Origin of the sequence: Atopomonas hussainii (assembly GCF_900109735.1) — a bacterium.
Lineage (GTDB): Bacteria > Pseudomonadota > Gammaproteobacteria > Pseudomonadales > Pseudomonadaceae > Atopomonas > Atopomonas hussainii.
In genome coordinates this window covers 103,880-124,109 of the sequence record NZ_FOAS01000006.1, presented here as the reverse complement: position 1 = coordinate 124,109, position 20,230 = coordinate 103,880, and the positions used below count along the sequence as shown (strand labels likewise).

General features: G+C 59.2%; 14 protein-coding genes. 9 read left to right on the top strand and 5 right to left on the bottom strand.

Features of this window, described 5'->3' with window-relative positions; all coding sequences use genetic code 11:
- The first annotated feature begins 33 nt into the window (after nucleotides 1-33).
- From BMX80_RS07355 to BMX80_RS07340, 4 genes are read left to right on the top strand one after another with little or no spacing between them, the layout of a single operon-like run.
- The gene (locus BMX80_RS07355) at nucleotides 34-1,299 is read left to right on the top strand and encodes a TolC family protein (protein WP_074866884.1); all 1,266 of its coding nucleotides are present in this window, start codon (nucleotides 34-36) and stop codon (nucleotides 1,297-1,299) included.
- A complete protein-coding gene (locus BMX80_RS07350; protein WP_074866881.1) occupies nucleotides 1,296-2,771 on the top strand; it encodes an efflux RND transporter periplasmic adaptor subunit in 1,476 nt (491 codons plus the stop codon). The genes BMX80_RS07355 and BMX80_RS07350 overlap by 4 nt, the downstream gene beginning before the upstream one ends.
- Nucleotides 2,768-5,935, top strand: coding sequence for an efflux RND transporter permease subunit (locus BMX80_RS07345; RefSeq protein ID WP_074866878.1), 3,168 nt, complete (start codon nucleotides 2,768-2,770; stop codon nucleotides 5,933-5,935). Before BMX80_RS07350 ends, BMX80_RS07345 begins: the two co-directional genes overlap by 4 nt.
- Nucleotides 5,936-5,946: 11 nt before the next feature.
- Entirely contained in the window at nucleotides 5,947-6,465 is a 519-nt protein-coding gene (locus BMX80_RS07340; protein WP_083394272.1) for a copper-binding protein, read from the top strand.
- Nucleotides 6,466-6,537: 72 nt separating this feature from the next.
- On the opposite strand, the gene BMX80_RS07335 is transcribed toward BMX80_RS07340, so the two are convergent.
- The 4 genes from BMX80_RS07335 to xseA form a co-directional block, all read right to left on the bottom strand.
- Nucleotides 6,538-9,579: a multidrug efflux RND transporter permease subunit gene (locus BMX80_RS07335; protein WP_074866875.1), complete on the bottom strand. Its 3,042-nt coding sequence runs from the start codon at nucleotides 9,577-9,579 to the stop codon at nucleotides 6,538-6,540.
- Nucleotides 9,580-9,588: 9 nt separating this feature from the next.
- A complete protein-coding gene (locus BMX80_RS07330; RefSeq protein ID WP_074866872.1) occupies nucleotides 9,589-10,686 on the bottom strand; it encodes an efflux RND transporter periplasmic adaptor subunit in 1,098 nt (365 codons plus the stop codon).
- A 274-nt stretch (nucleotides 10,687-10,960) separates the two neighbouring features.
- Complete coding sequence (locus BMX80_RS07325) at nucleotides 10,961-12,583, bottom strand: methyl-accepting chemotaxis protein (RefSeq protein ID WP_074866870.1); 1,623 nt, start codon at nucleotides 12,581-12,583, stop codon at nucleotides 10,961-10,963.
- Nucleotides 12,584-12,660: 77 nt separating this feature from the next.
- Nucleotides 12,661-14,040, bottom strand: a complete 1,380-nt coding sequence (gene xseA / locus BMX80_RS07320; RefSeq protein WP_074866867.1) for an exodeoxyribonuclease VII large subunit — start codon at nucleotides 14,038-14,040, stop codon at nucleotides 12,661-12,663.
- A gap of 174 nt (nucleotides 14,041-14,214) precedes the next feature.
- On the opposite strand from xseA, the gene guaB reads away from it, so the two are divergent.
- From guaB to tadA, 4 genes are all read left to right on the top strand, one after another.
- Nucleotides 14,215-15,684 (top strand): IMP dehydrogenase, encoded by a 1,470-nt coding sequence (gene guaB / locus BMX80_RS07315; protein WP_074866864.1) that lies wholly within the window; start codon nucleotides 14,215-14,217, stop codon nucleotides 15,682-15,684.
- Between the two features lie 108 nt (nucleotides 15,685-15,792).
- Nucleotides 15,793-17,373: a glutamine-hydrolyzing GMP synthase gene (guaA, locus tag BMX80_RS07310; protein ID WP_074866861.1), complete on the top strand. Its 1,581-nt coding sequence runs from the start codon at nucleotides 15,793-15,795 to the stop codon at nucleotides 17,371-17,373.
- A gap of 73 nt (nucleotides 17,374-17,446) precedes the next feature.
- The gene (locus BMX80_RS07305; RefSeq protein ID WP_074867053.1) at nucleotides 17,447-18,820 is read left to right on the top strand and encodes a multicopper oxidase family protein; all 1,374 of its coding nucleotides are present in this window, start codon (nucleotides 17,447-17,449) and stop codon (nucleotides 18,818-18,820) included.
- Entirely contained in the window at nucleotides 18,820-19,308 is a 489-nt protein-coding gene (gene tadA / locus BMX80_RS07300; RefSeq protein WP_074866858.1) for a tRNA adenosine(34) deaminase TadA, read from the top strand. Before BMX80_RS07305 ends, tadA begins: the two co-directional genes overlap by 1 nt.
- 60 nt (nucleotides 19,309-19,368) lie before the next feature.
- Here the strand turns inward: tadA and BMX80_RS07295 are convergent, their stop codons facing one another.
- Complete coding sequence (locus BMX80_RS07295; protein ID WP_071870348.1) at nucleotides 19,369-19,620, bottom strand: Lpp/OprI family alanine-zipper lipoprotein; 252 nt, start codon at nucleotides 19,618-19,620, stop codon at nucleotides 19,369-19,371.
- 265 nt (nucleotides 19,621-19,885) lie between these two features.
- Here BMX80_RS07295 and BMX80_RS07290 point away from each other — a divergent pair, with 265 nt between their 5' ends.
- Nucleotides 19,886-20,176, top strand: a complete 291-nt coding sequence (locus BMX80_RS07290) for a GNAT family N-acetyltransferase (RefSeq protein ID WP_074866856.1) — start codon at nucleotides 19,886-19,888, stop codon at nucleotides 20,174-20,176.
- Nucleotides 20,177-20,230: the final 54 nt, after the last annotated feature.

The window sequence follows — 20,230 nt, the reverse complement described above, 5'->3', positions numbered from 1 at the left end:
CGGCCTTGCCGCACTTTTCAGGATGTTTGCACCATGCAACCTATTGATTTACCCAAACCGGTGCGTGCACTGGCCGTGCTGCTGTGCGCTATGGCCGTGCTGCCAGCGCAGGCACTGACTCTTGAGCAAGCTTTAAGCCAAGCGCAGCAGGCGCCGTTATTAAAGGCCAGCGCTGCCGGTGTGCAGGCAGCGGAACAAGCGCGGATACCCGCCGCCGCTTTGCCCGACCCGCAACTGCGCTTGGGCCTGCAAAACGTACCGATTGAAAGCGATGATCGGCTGCGTTTAAACCGCGAGCCGATGACCATGCAAATGGTTGGCTTAATGCAAGAAATGCCCAGCCGTGCCAAGCGCGAGGCATGGCAGCAACAGGCCGATGCCGCGTTGGGCAGTGCGCACGCCGCGGCGCATTACCAAGCGCAATCAATTGCCGCGCAAACCGCCGCAGCGTGGCTGCGCAGTTGGGCCAGCACGCAGCGTTTGGCGTTGTTTCCGGCGCTGATTAAAGAGAACCAGCTGCTCGATAAGGCCGTGCAAGCGCGCTTGGCCTCGGGGCAGGGCGTTAGCGCCGAGCGTTTAGTGCCACGCCAGCAATTAGCACTGCTGCAAGAGCAGCAAGATGCCTTGCAGGCGCAACTGCGGCAAAACCAAGCACAACTGAGCCGCTGGCTTGGCCAGCCCGCTAGTCGCTTAACGGGCGACTGGCCCAGCTGGCCGGTGGCGCGGCAAACCTATCGCCAAGCACTACTCAGCCACCCGGCGCTGCAATCGGCGGGGGCGCAAACCCGCGAAGCCGAAGCCAATGTGGCCTTAGCCGTGGCAGAGAAAACCCCAGACTGGAGCTGGGAAGTCGCCTACCAAAACCGTGATCCGGCATTTGGCGACATGGTTAGCCTGCAGGTGTCGATGGATTTGCCGCTCTTTATCGGCAGCCGCCAAGGCCCACGCATTGCCGCCGAGCAAGCGCGGCTCAGCCAAACCCAAGCGCAGCGTGACGACCTGCGCCTGCAACTACAGGCCGAGTTAGAGCAAGGCCTCGCCGAGCTGGAGCGCCTGCAATTGGCCGTGCGCCGTAGCGAGCAAACCATGCTGCCGCTGGCCGCCCAGCGCGCCAAGCTGGCGCTGGCCGATTATCGCGGCGGGCAGGGCAGCTTAAGTGAGGTGATAGCCGCGCGTAGCGAGCATATCGAGGCGCAGCTGCGTGATATCGACCTGCGTGAACAACGCGCACTGGCTAACGCCGCGCTGTTTTTTGCCTTCGACCCCAGCCAACAGACTGCTATGGAGGGCCAGCCATGAGCCTCAATCGTATCGCCCTGGCACTGCTCGCCAGTTTCATGGCTAGCGCCGCGCTGGCCGCTGATCCGCATGCCGCTCACGGCAACTCAGCGGCCACTAAGGCCGAGCGCGAAGTGCTGTATTGGTACGACCCTATGTACCCGCAGCAAAAGTTCGACAAACCCGGCAAGTCGCCGTTTATGGATATGGACTTAGTGCCGCGTTACGCCGATGAAGGCGGCGACGGCGCCAGCGTGCGTATCGACCCGAGCATCACCCAGAACCTCGGTATGCGCTTGGCGACTGTCGAGCGCATGGCGCTCGGCGGCGAGCTGGATGTGGTCGGCACCCTGCAATTCAACGCCCGTGATTTAGCCGTGGTGCAGGCGCGCGCCGAAGGTTTTGTCGAACGCATCTACCCTCATGCACCGGAAGACGTGATCGCCGCTGGCGAGCCGTTGGTGGACTTGTTAGTGCCGGCCTGGAGCGCCCCGCAGCAGGAGTATTTAGCCCTGCGTGGCTTAGGCGAGGCCGAATTACTCAGTGCTGCCCGGCAGCGTTTGCGCTTGGCCGGTTTGCCTGCCGAGATGATTGCCCAGCTGGAGAAAACCGGCCGCCTGCAAAGTGTATGGACCGTGCGCAGCCCTTTGGCCGGGGTAATTGAAACCTTAGAGGTGCGCGAAGGCATGACCTTAAGCGCCGGGCAAACCCTAGCGCGAATTAACGCGCTGGCCAGCGTGTGGCTGGAAGTCGCTGTGCCCGAGGCCGAGGCCAGCACTTTAGCCAGCGGCCAAGCGGTGACCGCACGCCTAGCGGCACTGCCGGGCCGCGTGTTGGAAGGCAAGATTGCCGCCGTGCTGCCACAAGCCAACCAAGACAGCCGCACCGTACGCGTGCGCGTGGAGCTGGCCAACCCCGAACGACAACTGCGCCCGGGCATGACCGCACAAGTGCGTTTGCGCCGTGACGAAGGTGAGGCGTTGGCAATCCCCAGCGAGGCGGTGATCCGCACTGGACGGCGCACCTTAGTGATGCTTGCCGAAGACGATGGTCGCTTCCGCCCATTGGAGGTCAAGCTTGGCCGCGAAACTCGCCAAGGCGTCGAAGTGCTGGCCGGGCTCAAGGCTGGACAGCGCGTGGTGCGTTCGGGGCAATTCCTGATCGACTCGGAGGCCAGCCTGCGCGGTATTTTGGCCCAGTCGCTGGAGGAATCCGCCAGTCATGGGCAAACCCTGCACGAGGCCGAGGCGAGCATTCTGGCCATTGAAGAGAACAGCCTGCTACTCGATCACGGCCCGTTTGAAAGCTTGAATATGCCGGGCATGATCATGGGCTTTCCGCTGGCCGACTCCGCGCTGAAACAAGGCCTGCAGGTGGGCGACAAAGTACGCGTGGGGGTGAGCCTAGGTGATGCCGGGCCAACCCTGATGCAGATCGACAAGCTCAGCCAAGACCCGCACGCAGAGCATGAAAACCGGCAGGTGCAGCCATGATTGCCGCGCTGATTCGCTGGTCGGTGCATAACCGCCTGCTGGTGCTGCTGGCGACCATTTTTGCCTGCGTGTGGGGCGTGTGGTCGGTGCAAAACACCGGCATCGACGCGCTGCCGGATTTATCCGACACGCAGGTGATCATCCGCACCTCGTACCCCGGTCAGGCGCCGCAGTTAGTGGAAAACCAAGTCACCTATCCGCTGGCCTCGACCATGTTGTCGGTGCCGGGGGCGCGCACGGTGCGCGGGTTTTCCTTCTTCGGCGACAGCTTTGTCTATGTGCTGTTTGAAGACGGCACTGACTTGTACTGGGCGCGCTCGCGGGTGCTGGAGTACCTCAACCAAGTGCAAGGGCGCCTGCCGGAGGGCGTGCAGCCGAGCCTGGGCCCAGACGCCACCGGGGTGGGTTGGATTTACCAATACGCGCTGGTGGATCGCAGCGGTAAGCACGATCTGGCGCAGCTACGCGCCTTGCAGGATTGGTTCTTGCGCTACGAGCTGATCAGCCTGGAAAACGTAGCCGAAGTGGCCAGCATTGGCGGCATGGTGCGTCAGTATCAGGTACTGCTCGACCCGATCCGCATGGCTAGCCGTGGGGTGAGTCAGCAGCAAGTCGCCGAAGCGATCAACAACGCTAACCAAGAGGCTGGCGGCAGTGTGCTGGAGCTGGGCGAGGCCGAGTTTATGGTGCGCGCCTCGGGTTACTTGCAAAGCGTGGAGGACTTCCGTGCTATTCCGCTACGGCTCGACAGCAACGGCGTGCCGCTGACCTTGGCCGATGTGGCGCATATTCAGTTAGGCCCGGAGATGCGCCGTGGCATTGGCGAGTTGAACGGCGAGGGCGAGGCGGTGGGCGGTGTGGTGATTTTGCGCAGCGGCAAAAACGCCCGCAGCACCTTGGCCGCCGTGCAAGCCAAGGTGGCCGAGCTGCAAAGCAGCCTGCCCGAGGGTGTGGAAATCGTCACCACTTACGACCGCAGCGGTTTGATCGACCGCGCGGTGGCCAACCTCAAGAGCAAGCTGCTCGAAGAGTTTCTGATGGTGGCGCTGATTTGCGCGCTGTTCTTGTGGCACTTGCGCTCGTCGTTGGTGGCGATTATCTCGCTGCCGGTTGGCGTGCTAGTGGCGTTTATCGTCATGCAGGCGCAGGGCATTAACGCCAACATCATGTCGCTCGGCGGCATCGCGATTGCCGTGGGCGCCATGGTGGATGCCGCGGTGGTGATGATCGAGAACGCGCACAAAAAGCTCGAAGCCTGGCAGCACGCCCATCCCGGCGAGGTACTGAAAGGCGAAGCGCACTGGCGAGTGATTATGCAAGCGGCGGAAGAAGTCGGCCCGGCGCTGTTTTTCAGCCTGTTGATCATTACCCTGTCGTTCGTGCCGGTGTTTACCCTTGAGGCGCAAGAGGGCCGCTTGTTTGCCCCGTTGGCCTACACCAAAACCTACGCCATGGCGGCGTCGGCGGCGCTGGCGGTGACCTTGATCCCGGTGCTGATGGGTTTCTGGATTCGCGGCAAAATTCCTAGCGAAACCGCCAACCCGCTTAATCGTGGCTTGATTCGTGTGTATCAGCCGCTGCTCGACAAGGTGCTGGCCTGGCCGAAAACCACCTTAGTGGTGGCGGCCTTGTTGCTGGCGACCACCGCCTGGCCGCTGTCTAAACTCGGTGGCGAGTTTTTGCCGCCGCTGGATGAAGGCGACTTGCTGTACATGCCCAGTGCTTTGCCGGGGCTGTCGGCGCAAAAGGCCGCGCAGCTGTTGCAGCAAACCGACCGCTTGATCAAAACCGTGCCTGAGGTGCACCGCGTGTTTGGCAAGGCCGGGCGCGCTGAGAGTGCCACCGACCCGGCGCCACTGGAGATGTTTGAAACCATTATCCAGTTTAAGCCGCGTGAGCAGTGGCGCGCGGGCATGACGCCGGAAAAACTGGTGGAAGAACTCGACCGCGCCGTGCAAGTGCCGGGCTTGGCTAACCTGTGGATTGCGCCGATTCGTAACCGCATCGACATGTTAGCTACCGGCATCAAGAGCCCGATTGGGGTGAAGGTGGCCGGCGATCATCTGGATCAGATCGATAAGGTCAGCGCGCAGGTGGAGAAAATCGCCCGCACAGTGCCGGGGGTAAGCTCGGCCTTGGCCGAACGCTTAACCGGCGGCCGCTACTTGGATGTGCGTATCGATCGCGCTCGCGCCGCGCAATACGGGCTGAACATTGCTGATGTGCAGGCGATTGTCAGCGGTGCTATCGGCGGGCAGAACATCGGCGAAACCGTCGAGGGGCTGGCGCGCTTTCCGATCAGTCTGCGTTATGGCCGCGAGTGGCGCGACTCGCCTGCGGCGCTGAAAGAGTTGCCGATCTTCACCCCCGGCGGCGCGCAAATCACCTTAGGTACAGTGGCCGATGTACTGATCACCGATGGCCCGCCGATGCTGAAAAGCGAGAACGCGCGCTTGTCGGGCTGGGTGTATATCGATGTGCGCGGGCGCGACTTAGTGTCGGTGGTTAACGACTTGCGCGCGCAAGTGGCTGAGCAGGTCGAATTGCCCGCAGGCGTCAGCGTGGCGTTCTCGGGGCAGTTCGAGTTTATCGAGCGGGCCAATGCGCGGCTAAAGCTGGTGGTGCCGGCCACGCTGATGATCATCTTCGTGCTCTTGTACTTAACCTTTAGCCGCGTCGGCGAGGCCGTGTTGATTATGGCCAGCCTGCCGTTCGCGCTGATTGGCGGCATCTGGTTTATCTACTTGGCCGGCTACAACCTGTCGGTGGCTACCGGGGTGGGCTTTATTGCCTTGGCCGGGGTGGCTGCTGAGTTTGGCGTGATCATGCTGTTGTACCTGCGCAATGCTTGGCACGACCACCAGAGCCTCGGTCACACCGGACCAGATGGCTTACTGGCGGCTATTCGTGAGGGCGCGGTGCAGCGCATTCGCCCCAAGGCTATGACAGTGGCAACCATCGTCGCGGGCTTGGCGCCGATCTTCTGGGGCTCGGGCACCGGCAGCGAAATCATGAGCCGCATTGCCGCACCTATGCTCGGCGGCATGCTCAGCGCGCCCTTGTTATCCCTGTTCGTTTTACCGGCGGCTTACCGCCTATGGCATGGCCGCGAGGCCCAACGGAGCGTTGAATCCGTCAGCGCCCCGCAGCAAGAGCAACCCTAAGGAGAAACACCATGAAAACAATCGTATTGGCTTTAGTGATGGGTACAGCTTTACCGTTGCACGCTTTAGCAGAAGCAGCGCACCACAGTACCGAGGCGGTTACGGCCCCCGCCGTGCAGGAAGCTGCCAGCCAGGCTGCGGGGATGAAAGAGGGCATGAAAGCGGGCATGCAAGACAAGATGGCCAACATGCACGAGGGCATGGGTGACATGGCCGATATGCATAACAACATGCACGGCGAAGGTCATGGCATGGTCAATGGCATGCAAGATAAAAAAATGTCCATGGAGCATGGCGATATGGGCATGGCCGGCGAAGGCGAGGGCGTGATTAAGGCGCTGCTGCCTGACCGTCAGCAAGTGGTGATCGACCATGAGCCGGTGGCTAGCCACAACTGGCCGAAGATGACCATGGGCTTTGCCGTCACCGATGCCAAGTTGCTCGAGGGCTTAAGCGTGGGCGACAAGGTGAGCTTTAAGTTCACCGCCAAGGGCATGAATGGCGTGATCAGTGCGATCACTAAACAGTAAACCTAACGCCTAGACGCCAACAAAAAGCCCCTGCCGCATGTGCGCGCAGGGGCTTTTTGTTGGGCTAGCGGTTTACTCGAGCGCAGGTACGTTTTGCCGCTCGCGGGCCAGATAGGTGTATAGCGCCGGCAACACGAACAAGGTGAACAAGGTGCCAATGGTCATCCCCGTGGCAATCACCAAGCCGATATTAAAGCGGCTGGCCGCGCCGGCACCTTCGGCGAAGATCAGCGGCAGCACGCCGAGCACCATAGCGGCGGTGGTCATCAGCACCGGGCGCAGGCGAATAGACGCGGCTTCTTCAACCGCTTCACGCAGGCTCAGGCCGCGCTCGTCACGCAGTTGGTTGGCGAACTCGACAATCAAGATGCCGTGCTTACTGATCAAGCCAATCAGAGTGACGAGGCCCACTTGGGTGTAGATGTTCAGCGTGGCGTAGCCCAAGAAGATCGGCACCAGCGCGCCGCAGATGGATAACGGCACGGTAATCAGCACCACCAACGGATCGCGGAAACTTTCAAACTGCGCTGCCAGCACCAAGAAGATAATCGCCAGTGCCAAGGCAAAGGTCATGTACAGCGCAGTGCCTTCTTGGGCGTATTGCCGCGACTGGCCAGCCACGTCGTAGGTAAAGCCCTGCGGCGCTTCTTCGTCGGCAATTTGCTGCAAGGTTTCCAGCGCTTCGCCCATGCTGACCATAGGCACACCCTGAATCAGCGCCGAGTTCAGCTGCTGGAACTGGGTGAGCTGAGTTGGCCGTGCGCGATCACGAATGCTGATCACCGTGGCCAGTGGCACCATCTGCCCACTGCTGCTTTTCACGTGGTATTGATTCAGCCAGCCGGCGTTATCACGGAAACGCTGTTCCACTTGGGCGATCACCTTGTAGCTGCGCCCGTCCACGGTAAAGCGGTTGATCTCGCCTTCGCCAAGCAAGGTGCTTAGGGTGCTACCGATGTCTTGCATGGCCACGCCCATTTGCGCGGCTTTTTCGCGGTCGACTTCAATCACGATCTCGGGCTTATCGAACGCCAAGTCGATATCTAAGAAGGCGAACTTGCCGCTGGCCACCGCGCGCTCTTTGATGCGCTGGGTGACTTGCAAAAGCGACTCGTAATCGTTCGGCGTGTTGATGATGAACTGCACCGGCAAACCTTCACCGCTGCCCGGCAGGCTAGGGCGGTTAAAGGTGAAAATCTTGATGCCGGGGATCTTGTTCAGCTCGGCCTGTACCAGCGGGAGAAGCTCTTGCTGGGTGCGTGTGCGCTCGTTCCAAGGCTTGAGCAACATGCCGCCGATGGCGCTTTGCACACCGTTGGTGCCGTTAATCTGGAAGGCCGAGTAGTACTCGGGAAACTGCTTAAACACCGCAGTGAACTGATCGGTATAGCGGGTTAGGTATTCCAAGTTAGCGGTTTGCGGCGCGCTGGCGATGACGAACACCACGCCTTGGTCTTCACTGGGGGCCAGTTCGCTTTTGCTGAACTTAAACAGCGCCGGAATCACCAAAATCAGCACGCCAGCCACCAGCAGCACCACGCTGCGGGTGTCTAGCGAGTTGTGTAAGGCGCGTTGATAAACCCGCTTGAGGTGCTCAAACAGCTGGTCCAACTTATGCGCTAAACCGCTGGGGTTTTCTTCATGGCGCAGCAGCTTGGCGCACATCATCGGCGACAACGTCAGCGCCACAATGCCGGAAATCACCACAGCACCGGCCAAGGTAAAGGCGAATTCTTTAAACAGCGCGCCGGTTAAGCCGCTGAGCAAGCCAATCGGTGCATACACGGCGGCTAGGGTGATGGTCATCGAAATCACCGGAACGGCAATCTCGCGAGCCCCTTCGATGGCGGCTTGGAAGGGCGTTTTGCCTTCTTCGATATGCCGGTGAATGTTTTCCACCACCACAATCGCGTCATCCACTACCAGGCCAATGGCCAACACCATAGCCAGCAAGGTGAGCAGGTTGATCGAGTAGCCCATCATCTGCATGAAGAACAGCACGCCGATCATCGACAGCGGAATGGTGATCACCGGAATCAGCACCGAACGCCACGCACCGAGGAATAAGAACACCACCACGATGACGATCAGCACGGCTTCAAACAGGGTCTTCACCACCTCGTCGATGGAGGCCTGAATAAACAGCGTGGCGTCGTAGCCGATATCCAGTTTCAGCGCTGGCGGTAACTGCCGTTCCAGCTGCGGGAGTAGCTCACGTACCTGTTTGATCACTTCCAGCGGGTTGGCGGTGGGGGTGCCTTTAATGCCGATATACACCGCCGGCACGCCACCGAAGAAACTCACCGAGTCATAGCTGGCTGAGTCCAGCTCTACCCGCGCCACATCACCGAGTAGCACGCGGCTGTCGCCTTGGGTTTTCAGCGGAATAGCGGCAAACGAGCGGGCGTCTTTGAGTTCGGTCTGCGCGTTAACGCTGGAAACGACTAATTCGCCCTTGGTCTCGCCGGCGGCAGACAAGAAGTTATAGGCGCGAACCTTTTCGTTGATGTCCTTCGCCGTTACGCCATAAGCGGCCATCTTCGCTGGGTCGAGCCATAAGCGCATGGCAAAGGTGCGGTTGCCGAGAATCTGCGCTTCGGCAATCCCCGGCAGGGTGGCCAGTTTGGGCTGCACCACGCGCGACAGGTAATCGGTAATCTGCGGGTTGCTGAGTTCATCGCTGGAGAAGCTGATGTACATCAACGCCGAAGAGTCAGCGGCTTTTTTGGTGATTACAGGGTCGTCGGCTTCGCTGGGCAGCTGGTTTTTAACCTCGGCGGCCTTGGCCATCACCTCGGTAAACAGCTGGTTGGTGTCTACCCCTAGGCGAGCATAGATGTTGATGGTCGAAACATTCTGCCGACTGCTGGAGGTCATGTAGTCGATGCCTTCGGCACCGGCCAGCACCTGCTGCAGCGGCTGGGTGATATAGCCCTGAATCGTCTCGGTGTTGGCCCCGGCGTAGGTGGTGGTCACCGTGATCAGGGCGTTTTCCATCTTCGGGTATTGGCGAATCGACAACGAGCTAAAGGCCTGAAAGCCCAAGAGCACGATCAACAGGCTAATCACCGTGGCCAGCACAGGGCGCTGGATAAACGGGTCGGTAAAGCGCATGGGCACTCCTTACTCGGCGTGGGCGGCAACGTCATCCACGAGGGTGACGTGACTGCCGTTATCGAGTTTCAGTTGCCCAGCGGTGACCACAGTTTCGCCACCTTGCAGGCCTTTTTCGATCACCGCCACGCCGTCGCGGCGCTCACCCACGGTGACATACAGCCGCTCTACGGTCAGTTGCTCGGGGTTTTCGGCGTTTTTGCTCACCACATACACCGAGTCGCCGTACAGGCTGTAGGTGATTGCGGTTTCCGGCACCACAACCACTTGGCCTTGCTGGGCGAGCAGTAAGTTCAGGCGGGCAAACATGCCCGGCAGCAGTTGGCCGCTGGGGTTGTCAATGGCGGCGCGCACTTGCAGGTTACGGGTGCTGTCTTCCACTTTCGGGTTGATGGCCACCACATGGCCAATAAAGTCTTTATCAGGGTAGGCCGGCACTTGCGCGTGCAGCGTTTGCCCAAGGCTGAGTTTGGGGAAGTCTTGCTCGGGCAAGAAGAAGTCCACATACAGCACGCTCAAGTCTTGTAGGGTGGCAATGCTGGTGCCGGGGGATAAAAACTGGCCGAGGTCTACTTTGCGAATACCTACTTGGCCATCAAACGGGGCCAGAATGGCTTTTTTCGCCAGCGTGGCTTGCAGCTGGGCAACATTGGCTTTGGCTTGTTCTAAACGGGCTTGCAGGGCGTCGAACTCGGAGCGTGAAATGGTCTGGCGCTTGACCAGATTTTGCCCGCGGGTGAATTCCAGCTGCGCTAGTTTCAGCTCTGCTTGCGCGGTGGCGAGGCTGGCGCGCTCCACGGCGTCATCCAGCTGCACGATGAGTTGGCCTTTCTTCAAGGCTTGGCCAGATTCAAAGTTCAGCTGACTGATGGTGCCGTTCACTTCGCTAGACACTTCCACGCCTTGCGCGGCGGTCAGCGTGCCAATGGCCGGCAGCCGGTATTGCCAGTCTTTGGCTGTGGCTGCGCTGGCGCTGACACTGATCGGCGGTTTCGGCGTGGCGAGCTTGGCCATCATGCCGCTGATGCTTTGGTATTTGAGAAACGCCAACCCGCCAACAACAGCGAGTAAAGCAACAAAAGTAATCAGCAAGCGCCGCGTGAGCATGGGGGTATGTCCTTATGTAGGCCTGCAATAAACAATGCACGGTGCCAGCCGCTGAATGACTGGTCAAATTTACGTCGTCAAAAAATATTGCAAGAAGTGTCTAGAAGCTTGGGCAGCGCTGCTGCAATCCGGCAATCACTGCGCAACCACTGCGTAACTAAGGCTAACTGCGAGTTGTGCAGCGGTTAAGTGAGCTTCTCTCTAGTCAAGTAAAGCGGCCACCGAGGGTGGCCGCTTAGCGTATAGCACTTGATTAAAACAGCCTCGGCTTGGCTTAGCCAGCACTGAGGCGATGGGTGAGTTGCTGCAATTGTTGCGAAAGGCGCGACAGGCCAAGGCTCGATTCGTGGGTATCTTCGACGTGGCCCATATTGCTCTGCCCGATGGCGGTGATTTCCTCAAGGCTGCGGGCAATTTCTTCCGCCACGCTGGTTTGCTCATGGGCAGCGGTGCTGATCTGTCGGTTCATGTCCAAAATTGCGCCAATCGCTTGGCTGATCTGCTTGAGTTGCTGCCCGGCTTGATTGACTTGGGTAACGCCTTCGGTGGTGCGGGTCTGGCCGCTTTCAATCGCTTTCACCGCATTTACCGCGCCGTTTTGTACGGACTCAATGATTTGCTGAATTTCCGCGGTGGACTCCGCCGTGCGCTGGGCGAGGGTGCGCACTTCATCGGCAACCACAGCAAAGCCACGGCCCGCTTCGCCAGCACGGGCCGCTTCGATCGCGGCGTTAAGTGCTAACAAGTTGGTTTGCTCGGCAATCCCGCGAATGACTTCCAGCACCTTGCCTACGCGTTCGCTGTCGCTCTCGAGGGCGCTAACCACTTGCGCGGTATGGCTGATTTCATCCGACATGCTGGTGATGGTGGAAATCGTCGCACGCATCACGCTGTCGCCTTGCTGCGCCGCGCCATTGGCTTTTTCGGCGGCGCCTGCGGCGTCGCTGGCATGGCGTGCCACCTCTTGCGCGGTGGCGGACATTTCCTGCATGGCGGTGGCCACTTGATCGGTACGCGAGAATTGCTCTTCCGTGCCGTGGCGCATTTGTTGGGCGATGCGCGAGAGAACTTGGCTGTTTTCGCTCAGGCTGCGAGAACTGTTGTTCAGGCTCTCGGCGGTGTCGCTGAGGAACAGCCGCAATTTTTCTGCCGCTTGGGCGAGACGGCCCAGCTCGTCACTGCGCTCTAAGGTGAGGGTCTGGCTAAAGCGGCCTTCGCTTAAGTCGTGAATATGTTCGATCAGATCGCGGGTGGGGTCGATCACCCGACGGTTGATCAGCCACAGGCTAACCATGCCCACCAGTGCGCAGCCAAGAATCAGCGCTAGGCTGCCAATCCAGTTGGTCTTGCGGCTTTGTTGGGAAATGCTTGCGGCGCTGGTGGCTACTTGCTGATGCAGCTCGCTGACGATGGCCGAGAGTTGGTCGCTGGTGGCGCGGTCAATGCCTTTGACGGCAGCGTCACCGGCGGCGGCATCGAAATTGGCTTGCACGAAGGCTTGTTGGCCTTGGCGATAGGCCTGTCCCATGCTCGCATGTTCACGTTTGAGTGCTTGCGCCTGACTGGCCAGTTTAGGGTAGTTGCGCAGCGTGCTGCTTAGCGCCTCAAGACTGCGCTGAACTTCGGCTTCTTGTTTTTGGAAGGCGCCCCAGTACTTGTCCATGGCGCTGCTGTCGGCGCCGCGCAGGAGTACGTTTTTCCATTCCTGCACCTGAATTTTAAAGTTCAGGTTCGCTTCGTCGGCCAGGGTGGCGGCGGCGACTTCTTCGTCGAGCAAGGTGCGGTAGGCGCGCACATCGCCCGCTAGCAGGCTAAAGCAGAGTAGGGCGATGACAATGGCGGCGATCAGCCCGCCAGCAATTAAGGTCAGCAGCTGACCACGCAGAGACTGAAGCATGGGGGGAACCTCAAGGCAGACGTATCAGCAGTATAGGTCGGCTTGCTGAGTCTGCACTTGAGGGCTTATTTATGCGGTTAATCCAGCAGTGAGGCCGTGCTGGGGCTGATGCCGTTGTCTTCCACGCGCAAGCTAAGCTCGCCTTGGCCTAACCGTGCGCTTAGGCGTTGGCCGGGCTCGGTTTGGCTGGCACGCTGAATAGCGCGGCCTTGGCTGTCGAGCAAAATGCTGTAGCCCCGCCCCAAAGTGGCCAGTGGGCTGACCGCTTGCAGCGTGGCGGCCAGTACGTGCAGGCGCTCTGCGTGTTTATGCAGACGCCGCTCGATAGCGCTGGGTAGCCGTTGGCTGAGGTGCTGCAAACGTTCTTGCAGCGCTTGCAGTTGGCGAGCCGGGTGTTGCGCCTGCAAGCGCATCTGCTGGCGCTCGAACTGTTGCTGACTGCGTTGCAGTTGCTGTTGGATGGCGCGCTGCAGGCGCAGTTCAAGGTCATCCAAACGCTGGCCTTGGCGCTGCAATTGCTCGCGCGGGTGACGCAGGCGCTGGCTTAGGCTGGTTAAACGCAGTTGTTCGCGTTGTAGGCGCTGATTGATCTGTAGCCACAGTTGCCGGCGTAACTGATCAAGGCGCTGCTGGGCTTCGCGCTGATCGGGCGCCAGCAGCTCGGCGCCGGCCGAAGGCGTGGGCGCGCGTACGTCGGCCACAAAGTCGGCGATAGTGACATCGGTTTCGTGCCCCACGGCGCTGATGATCGGCGTTTGGCAGGCGGCAATAGCGCGGGCCACGGGTTCTTCGTTAAAGCACCAGAGGTCTTCCAGCGAACCACCACCACGGGCGAGGATCAGCGCATCAAAGCCTTGGCTGTCGGCCAGTTGTAAGGCACGCACGATCTGGCCAATCGCTTCGCGGCCTTGCACGGCGGTGGGGATTAAGGTCAGTTCAATACCCGGCGCGCGGCGGGCGAACACATGGATCATGTCTCGAATCACTGCGCCGCTGGACGAGGTGATCAAGCCCACCCGTTGCGGGCGGCTGGGCAGTGGCTGTTTGCGCTCGGCGCTGAACAAGCCTTCCGCGGCGAGTTTTTCTTTTAATGCCTCAAAGGCTAAGCGCAGAGCACCGTCACCGGCGGGCTCCAGCGAATCGACGATTAACTGATAGTCGCCACGGCCTTCAAACACCGACACCTTGCCGCGTACTTTTACCGCCAAACCATCGCGCAGCGCTTGGCGCACGCGGCTGGCGTGCTGGCGGAAGAACGCACAACGCACCTGCGCTTGGCTGTCTTTTAAGGTGAAGTACACGTGCCCAGAGGACGGCCGCGCAAGGTTAGAAATCTCGCCCTCGACCCAAACCTGCGGGAACACATCTTCCAGCAGGCTGCGCGCGCGCTGGTTGAGTTGGCTGACGCTCAGCACCTCACGTTCGAGGCCCAAGCGCTGAAAAGGATCGTTCATCATGCGCGCATCATACCTAAGCGCGTACCTGTGCGGCGCTGTTATCCCTGTGTGTTGCGCCTGCTAAGGGCAAGAAACCGCAATATCTAGTGGTTTTATCCGTCTGATTGCGTTGAGCGAGCGGCTTTGGCTGGGTATAATGCCGCGCTTCTTAATTTTCCCGCTTGGGAGCCCGCCATGCTGCGTATCAGCCAAGAAGCTCTTACCTTCGACGACGTTCTGTTGATCCCCGGTTATTCCGAAGTTCTGCCCAAAGATGTGTCATTAAAGACCCGTCTCACCCGTGGCATCGAGCTGAATATCCCGCTGTTATCCTCGGCCATGGATACCGTGACCGAAGCGCGCCTCGCCATCGCCATGGCGCAGGAAGGTGGCATCGGCATCATCCACAAGAACATGACCATCGAGCAGCAGGCTGGTGAAGTTCGCAAGGTGAAGAAGTTCGAAGCCGGCGTGGTGCGTGATCCGATCACCATCGAAGCCGAAGCCACCGTGCGTGATCTGCTGGAACTGACCCGTCAGCACAATATCTCGGGCGTACCGGTGCTGCTCAACGGCGATCTGGTCGGCATCGTCACCTCGCGTGATATCCGCTTTGAAAACCGCCTCGAAGCGAAAATCAGCGAAGTGATGACCCCTAAGGATCAGCTGGTCACCGTCAAAGAAGGTGCCGATCCGAAAGAGGTGCGCGAGCTGCTGCACAAGCACCGCATCGAAAAAGTGCTGATCGTCGATGACGCCTTTGCCTTAAAAGGCATGATGACGGTTAAAGACATCGAAAAAGCCAAGGCCTACCCCAATGCCAGCAAAGACGATCAAGGTCGTCTGCGTGTGGGCGCCGCCGTGGGCACAGGCGCGGAAACCGGTGACCGTATCACTGCGCTGGTCGCTGCCGGTGTGGACGTGATTGTGGTGGATACCGCCCACGGTCACTCCAAGGGCGTGATTGATCGCGTGCGTTGGACCAAAGAAAACTTCCCGCAGGTACAAGTGATTGGCGGCAACATCGCCACCGCAGAAGCCGCCATTGCTTTGGCTGAAGCCGGTGCCGATGCGGTGAAAGTCGGTATTGGCCCGGGCTCGATCTGCACCACGCGTATCGTTGCCGGTGTCGGCGTGCCGCAGATTTCTGCGATTGCTAACGTGGCTGCGGCGATGAACGAGCGCGGCGTACCGGTGATTGCCGACGGCGGCATTCGTTTCTCCGGCGATTTGGCCAAAGCCATCGTCGCCGGTGCTTCTACCGTGATGATGGGTTCGATGTTTGCCGGTACTGAAGAAGCGCCGGGCGAAGTCGAGCTGTTCCAAGGCCGCTCTTACAAGGCTTACCGTGGCATGGGGTCGTTGGGCGCCATGGCACAGAGCACGGGCTCTTCCGATCGTTATTTTCAAGACGCCTCCGCCGGTGCCGAGAAGCTGGTGCCGGAAGGTATCGAAGGCCGCGTGCCGTATAAAGGCTCGCTGGCGGCGATTATCCATCAGCTGATGGGCGGTCTGCGTTCTGCCATGGGTTACACCGGCAGCGCCAGTATCGAGGACATGCGCACCAAGCCGCAGTTTGTGCGCATCACTGGCGCCGGCATGGCTGAGTCGCATGTGCACGACGTGCAAATTACCAAGGAAGCTCCGAACTACCGCGTCGGTTAATGGGGGCTCACTAAGCCGGAAGTCAGGTTTCTTTGATTCAGGACTTCCGGCTTTGATTTATCTGGAGCGGGCCTAAGGCGCGCTTTCTTTACTTAGTCAGAGGCTGTTATGGCTCACAAAGACATTCACGCACACCGTCTGTTGATTCTCGACTTCGGCTCCCAGTACACCCAGCTGATCGCCCGCCGCGTGCGCGAAATTGGCGTTTACTGCGAAATCCACCCGTGGGATATGGAAGCCGAGGCGATTCGTGAGTTCGCCCCGCGTGGCGTGATCCTCGCTGGCGGCCCTGAGTCGGTGACTGAAGCCGGTTCGCCGCGTGCGCCGCAGCTGGTGTTTGAGCTGGGCGTGCCGGTGCTGGGCATTTGCTACGGCATGCAAACCATGGCCGAACAGCTGGGCGGCAAAGTGCAGGGCTCCGATCTGCGCGAGTTCGGCTATGCGCGTGTGGATGTGGTGGGTAAGAGCGCCTTTATTGACGGCATCGAAGACCACATGGGTGAAGACGGTGTGTTGGCCTTGGACGTGTGGATGAGCCACGGCGACAAGGTGGTGAGCATTCCAGAAGGCTTCCACGCTGTAGCCAGCACCCCGAGCTGCCCGATTGCTGCGATGAGCGACGAAAACCGTCGTTTCTACGGTGTGCAGTTCCATCCAGAAGTAACCCACACCAAGCAGGGCGGCCGTATTCTGTCGCGCTTCGTGGTAGATATCTGTGGCTGCGAAACCCTGTGGACGCCGTCCAATATCGTGGAAGACGCCATTGCCACCGTGCGTGCGCAAGTGGGCGACAAGAAAGTCCTGCTGGGCTTATCCGGTGGTGTGGATTCGTCGGTGGTGGCTGCGCTGTTGCACAAAGCCATTGGTGATCAGCTGACCTGCGTGTTTGTGGATAACGGCCTGCTGCGTCTGCACGAAGGCGATCAGGTGATGACCATGTTTGCGCAAAACATGGGCGTTAAAGTGATTCGCGCCAACGCTGAAGACAAGTTCTTAAGCCGTCTGGCAGGCGTGGCGGATCCTGAGCAAAAGCGCAAAATCATCGGCCGCACCTTCATCGAGGTGTTCGATGAAGAAGCTACCAAGCTCACCGAAGTGAAGTTTTTGGCACAAGGCACCATCTATCCGGACGTGATCGAATCTGCTGGGGCCAAGACGGGCAAAGCGCATGTGATCAAGAGCCACCACAACGTGGGCGGCCTGCCAGAAGACATGCAGTTCGAGCTGGTTGAGCCGCTGCGCGAGTTGTTTAAAGACGAAGTGCGCAAACTGGGTCTTGAGCTGGGGCTGCCCTATGACATGGTGTATCGCCACCCGTTCCCAGGCCCAGGCTTGGGTGTGCGTATCTTGGGTGAGGTGAAGAAAGAGTACGCCGATATCCTGCGCCAAGCCGACCATATCTTCTTGGAAGAACTGCACAAAGCCGATTGGTACCACAAGACCAGTCAGGCATTTGTCGTGTTCTTGCCAGTGAAGTCGGTCGGTGTGGTGGGCGATGGTCGCCGTTATGAGTGGGTGGTATCGCTGCGCGCGGTAGAAACCATCGACTTTATGACCGCACGCTGGGCGCACCTGCCGTACGAGTTGCTGGAAAAAGTCTCCAACCGCATCATCAACGAGATCAGTGGTATTTCCCGCGTGGCTTACGACGTGTCGAGCAAGCCGCCCGCGACGATCGAATGGGAATAAGAATGATCTGCGACAATAAGGGCAGCTGAGGCTGCCTTTATTGTTTGTGCGTTCGAATAATGGAGTGATGGCGGTGAGTATTTCGCGTCGGCAGTTACTGATGGGTGGGGCTGGTTTGGCCGGTTTAGCCGGGCTGGGTGCGGGTGTGGGGCAGTGGTTGCAACGGCCCTCGCTTGATCCGCGTTATGCCTATCAGTTGTCGGCAGCACCGCTGGATCTGCAACTGGTGCCCGGCTTTATCACCCAAGCTTTGGGTTATGGTGGGCAAGCGCCCGGCCAGTTGCTGCGTGCTAAACAGGGCGAGCGCCTGCGGGTGCGTTTTACTAATCAGCTAGAGCAAGCCACCACGATTCACTGGCACGGTATTCGGCTGCCTATTGAGATGGATGGCGTGCCGTATGTCTCGCAATTGCCCATGCTGCCTGGCGAAACCTTCGATTACGACTTCGTCGTGCCGGATGCCGGTAGCTATTGGTATCACCCGCACAAAGCCAGTGGCGAGCAGCTGGGGCGGGGCTTGGTCGGCCCGCTGATTGTTGATGAGGCCGAGCCGACCGAGTTTCAGCATGAACGCGTGCTGGTGCTAAAAAACTGGCACATCGATGAGCAGGGCGCCTTTACCGACTTCTCAGTGCCGCGCGAAGCAGCACGCGGCGGCACACGAGGCAGGCTGAGTACGGTCAATGGCCAGCATTTGCCGAGTATTGATCTGCCAGCCGGCGAGATCGTCCGGCTGCGGGTGCTTAATTTAGATAACACAGTGACTTACCGGCTTAAGTTAGCCGGTGCAGAAAGCCGTATTTACGCGCTAGATGGCAATCCCATCGTGCCAGTGCCGTTCAAAGAGTACTGGTTAGGCCCCGGTATGCGCATTGACTTGGCGGTCAGAGTGCCGCAAAACGGTGCGGCGGTGGTGCTGCGCGATGGTCTTTTCCGCTTGGCGGACTTTGTTGTGCATGGCTCAAGCACCGCTTTGGTGCAGGCGCCGTGGCCGCGCGCATTACCAGCCAACCCCGTGGCTGAGCCTGATCTGCAGCGTGCGGAGCGGCTTACCTTTAATTTTGAGTGGGTCGGTGGCTTGTCAAAAAGCGCCGGCAAGACGGGCGACTTTAGCTTCTGGCAGGTCAATGGTGTGGCGTGGGATGGCAACGATAGAAGCTGCTTAGATCGTCCCGCAGCGCGCTTACGCTTAGGGCAAAGCTATATTTTCGAAATGCGTAATCTGAGTCAGTACCAGCACCCGATTCATATCCATGGCATGACCTTTAAGGTGCTTTCCTCCAACCGTAAGGCGATTACGCCGTACTTCACCGACACTTACCTGCTGGGGCGCAATGAGAGCGCCAAGGTGGCGTTGGTGGCGGACAATCCGGGATTGTGGATGTTCCACTGCCATGTGATCGACCATATGGAAACAGGCCTGATGACGGCTATTGAGGTGGCCTGATGGCGAGACAGCCGCTAATTATCGACCGTAGCTGTGATGAGGCGTTCATGCGTCTTGCCATGGCGCAAGCCGAGCAGGGCGCCGCCTTGGGCGAGGTGCCGGTGGGTGCGGTGCTGGTACGCGATGGCGAGGTGCTTGGCGCAGGATTTAATCAGCCGATCTCGCTGCACGACCCGAGTGCTCACGCTGAAATGCTGGCGATTCGCCAAGCGGCACAATCGCAGGGAAACTACCGTCTGCCGGGTAGCACGCTGTATGTCACGTTAGAGCCGTGCCCTATGTGTGCCGGTTTGTTGGTGCATGCGCGTATCGCGCGGCTGGTGTATGCCGCCACCGAGCCTAAGGCAGGAGCGGTGATTAGTCGGGGCGAGTTTTTGCGCCAAGATCATCTTAATCACAAGGTGCTGGTTGAAGGTGGTTTGTTGGCTGAGGAGTGCAGTGCGCTGTTAAGTCGTTTCTTTGCCGAGCGCCGTAAAGCAAAAAGTTAAAGCCCAGAAAAGCAAATGCCCCGCCTAGGCGGGGCATTTGAACTGGAGAACCAGCAGCAATTACTTGCGGCTAGCTTTTTCCAGCATGCGCAGAGCGCGCTCGTTAGCTTCGTCAGCAGTCATCTGAGCTTTCTGAGCAGCAGACAGAGCTTCTTCAGCTTTGCCGTAAGCTTCGTCAGCACGAGCCTGAGCGCGAGCAGCAGCGTCTTCAGCAGAAGTCAGACGAGCTTCGGTTTCTTTGGACATGCTGGAGCAGCCAGTAGCCAGAACGGCAGCCAGAGCCAGAGCAGAGAATTTGATTACGTTGGTCATGATGTTCCCCTCTAAGGTGGTATTTCCACAAAAGCTATTCCCGCTCCGAGCGGGACATTCGCCGGCGTAAATAGTACCGATTACTTGTAGTAAGTAAACGGGGCTGATGCAAGTTTGCGCAAAAAAAAAGAGATTTATTGCAAGGTCTTAGCAGGGCTGGCTTGTTTTGGTTAAAAAATGAACAAGTGCGGTGTTCGAAAGCAGGTGTTTAGCTGGGTTGTGCCTGCTAAGGTTAATAACCAGTTTGCCGTAGGTAGTCGCTGCAATGAGTTTGACCCTGACAATAGAGCATGACCAAGAGGCGTGCCGCTTTGCCATTAACTGCGATGGCGTTGAGGCTTATTTGTCTTATATGAATTTGGGCCAAAATACGCTCGATATCTATCGCACCTTTGTGCCCACCGCTTTGCGCGGTAAGGGGTTGGCGAGTCGTTTGAGTCAGGCTGCCTTAGATTATGCGCATGACGCAGGTTTTCAGGTGATACCGTCGTGCTCTTACGTTGAGCGCTATATGCAGCGGCAGGCTAGGCATGCTGCGACTCGCTCTGAGCTGTAGGCTTTCAAGCTGCCGTAAAAACAACAAGCCCCGCATTGGCGGGGCTTGTTGTTT